A 3,218-nucleotide genomic window follows, 5' to 3' on the forward strand; every position below is an offset into this window, starting at 1 on the left:
CCTCATTTGGCACACCGAATCCCAAAGCGACCTCAATGACACCAGTGTCCCCATCCATCGTAGCTGCGTCTAACAGAGCCAACCGTGTCATTGTTTGATAGGCACCAAGGTGAACCCGTTCCTCACGGCCGTACGTGCTTACCGGTGTACTACCAACGGTTTGCACATCTTGATATCCAACAACGTATTCGCGGCCGTTTAACGTAAAAACATTCGACTGCACTCCATTAGCCTGCTGGCCTTTGGATGTGCCAATGGCCGTTTTCTCCTTGTCCTTATCGTAGAGACCATAGGTTGAAGCGTACATTTTACGCGAGATAGAACTGTCCTCCCTACGAACGACAATGCATGTCGTACCATTTCCGACATCTAATCCGATGGATTTCATGGCAAATCTCCCTCCCGTTTCACTGGTCCATGATTGTGCTGTGACAACATCATTATGGACCCGTGATGGGACCTTCGTGTGCCGTTTTAGGACCAAATTGCACACTCATGGCACTGTGAATGTGTCGTCAATGTGCTGTGACGGAACATGTCAGCTACATCGCTTTATCGGTTCAAGCAACGTGTCAGAGTCCCCATTCAATCCGGTATATTGCTTTGTCTTTACATCCCAATCGCTCGACACCCATCAGTACACTACCGCTGCCATAACGAATACCGGACTCAATCGCAGATTCCAGGGATTCTGTATTATTAATGCCCCTTTGCCATCGGATGCCGGGTTCGCCCTCTTCATTCATCACAACCTCGCCACGCTCAGAACAAACTTGCCTATTCTCGTACAGCCAAAGTGGTTCAGGCAATCGCTTGACGAATTCATCCCACACCGATTTCATCACGGAAGGGCGACACACCACAAGCGGCACAAAATCTCGTTGAAATGCCACTTCTATGTTCTGATAAAGTTCTCGCGGTGATGAAGCTTGTGTCGGAAATCCATGTGCGTCCGTTAGCACATACGCAATCGGTCGACCCGCCCATAAATCTACAATCGGCTGAATAAACAATGACTAATACCTCCACATCACATCGTGTTGAAGAACCAAAGCAAAGCGAACAACAAAGTAACTGCCGAAAATATCGGCACCGCTACCGGAATACTGAGTGCCTGTTCAGCTGGTAAATATCGAAGACTGATACGACGCATACCAGGTTTCAAAATAGGCACGAATAAAAAGCCAATGAACCATACCAAGAGGGCCGGAAGTGCACCAATGGCTGCACCAAGTACCATTGACATCTTCCAATCCCCTTGCCCCCAAACACCAAGGAGAGTCGGCACAAACATCAATACAGCCATGAGAATGAAACTGAGTAGAGACGATTCAAATGTCCGATTGGCAAAATGAATGGACAGAAACAGCAGCAACCAAAGGGCTGTCCACTTGTTTGGAATCCGTCTTTCTCGTAAATCTGTCCACGCGGAAATGGCGGTGTAAACTACGAGTCCACCCCATAGCATGAGCACGATATTCGAGTGCCATTGCCATGTGTTTTCTAAAAAGAGACGAATCCATTCGTTCTTCCACACCTAATGAGACCCTCTCTCTCCTCCCAAACTTTTGTGGCGCAGGAGATAAGCCCTCCTGCGCCACGGAAGTCTCTGCGGACAAACCCGCTATTGCAAGTTGCCAGCCAAGTAGTTCTCAGCTTGCAAGTCCCACACGTTTGAAATCCCATTCGGACCCGTGCTCCAACCCACACCCGAATTTGCTTGGTCTGTGGAGTCGAAGATGAGCGTTCCACCATTTTGAATCCATGTATCGAGTTGCGGCATGATTTGTTCGAGGTTCTGAGCGAAGTAACTGTCCTGCACCGCATCAACCACAATCGTGCCGTACTGATCGATGTTCGGGATACTAGGTGACGATAGGGGACTCTGCGTTGCACTCGGAATTGCCCGCTCAACAGCCGATACAGCCTGCTGATTACCCCCCCAACCCGCACCATCATTTAAGAGCAGAACTGGTTTGTGACTGGGAACTAAGAAGTCATTGATGATGTTGTTCCACTCTGTCGTTGCCCAACTGTAAGAGTTGTAATAGAACTCAACAGTTTGCGTATCTACCAATACCTGTCCGTTTCCGTAGCGGAAATAGGCAGCAGTTGGCTGTGAGCCATTTGTCGCGAGAATTTGCGCGCCACTTGGCAAATTTGTCAGGTACATGTGGGAAGCCCAATCCCCACTCCACTGTGAAGGCATGTTATTCATCACTGGCCCCTTGCTAAGAGGTGGCTCTGTCACCACAATCGAGGATTGTGCGGAAGTTCCGGCACCTTGGGCAGTGATCGTATACGACCCTGGTGTATTCGGTGCAACGTACGTTGCCTGAAACATTCCGCTCGCATCCGTGGTCACAGTTGTCGGCGAAATCGTGCCTCCCGTAGCGGTCAAAGCTATGGTCTGATTGGCAAGTGGCGTTCCGTTTGATGTCAGCTGTCCGCTTACGTTGTCACTCTGTCCTAATTCCAGCGTAGATGTGTTCACTTGAAGCTGCAGTTTTGGAGACCACACAGTCACCGACTCGGTAGAGCTGACGCCATCAGACATCACGGTGACCTGATACGTCCCTGGTTGATGAGGCGTCGTATAAGGCATTGAAAAATCGCCATTTGCATCCGTGGATACAACATACTCACTCGCGTTGTTCCCATACGCGGTTCCGCCAAGGGTACCACCTGTCGCCGATACATTGACTGTCTGCCCGGAAAGCGGATGCCCATCAGACATGACATGTCCGGAAACCGTGGTTGCGGAGCCAGCCATCAGATTCTTAGGGATGGCATTCACACTCACTGAAGGCATTGAAGCATTTCCTGGATATGTGACGTTTTTAGTCCCTGCTATCCCCGTTTGTGGGTTCTCCACCTGAATCGTTAGGTTATCTCCCGGAGCAAATACCCAGCTGCCAAGCCCGTCATTCCAATTCGATAGATCACTCTGGCCATAGCCATCAAATCCCGTAACAACAATTTTGTCATTACGCCAAGTCTGAACCGTTGGATTGACTCCGTAACTTGCGGCGTTACCAGCCACCCATCCACGACTCTGGTCACTGATGGTCAATGTGCCATTTTGACTCGATGGAGGATTACCAAAACCATATCCAGTGAGCGTCAACTCTGGCCCCCAAACGGATGTAGTCCACTCGACGCTTTCAATATGCGGCGCTGTAGCACCCGGAATAATTGCCACCCCGCTATCATCCGCC

General features: G+C 50.0%; 3 protein-coding genes and 1 pseudogene. All 4 read right to left on the minus strand.

Annotated elements, in window-relative coordinates; genetic code table 11:
* Positions 1–388, minus strand: a pseudogene (locus tag AN477_RS05770) (recombinase); the annotation flags it as partial.
* Positions 389–572: 184 nt separating this feature from the next.
* Entirely contained in the window at positions 573–1,013 is a 441-nt protein-coding gene (locus tag AN477_RS05775) for a hypothetical protein (RefSeq protein ID WP_054968229.1), read from the minus strand.
* A 17-nt stretch (positions 1,014–1,030) separates the two neighbouring features.
* Positions 1,031–1,537 carry a prepilin peptidase gene (locus AN477_RS05780; protein WP_054968230.1) on the minus strand — a complete coding sequence of 169 codons (507 nt, stop codon included), beginning with the start codon at positions 1,535–1,537 and terminating at the stop codon, positions 1,031–1,033.
* A gap of 87 nt (positions 1,538–1,624) precedes the next feature.
* Positions 1,625–3,218: hypothetical protein (locus tag AN477_RS05785; protein ID WP_211265962.1), on the minus strand; the 1,594-nt coding region annotated here is incomplete at its 5' end.

It is taken from the genome of Paenalicyclobacillus ferrooxydans (assembly GCF_001399675.1).
Classification (GTDB): domain Bacteria; phylum Bacillota; class Bacilli; order Alicyclobacillales; family Alicyclobacillaceae; genus Alicyclobacillus_B; species Alicyclobacillus_B ferrooxydans.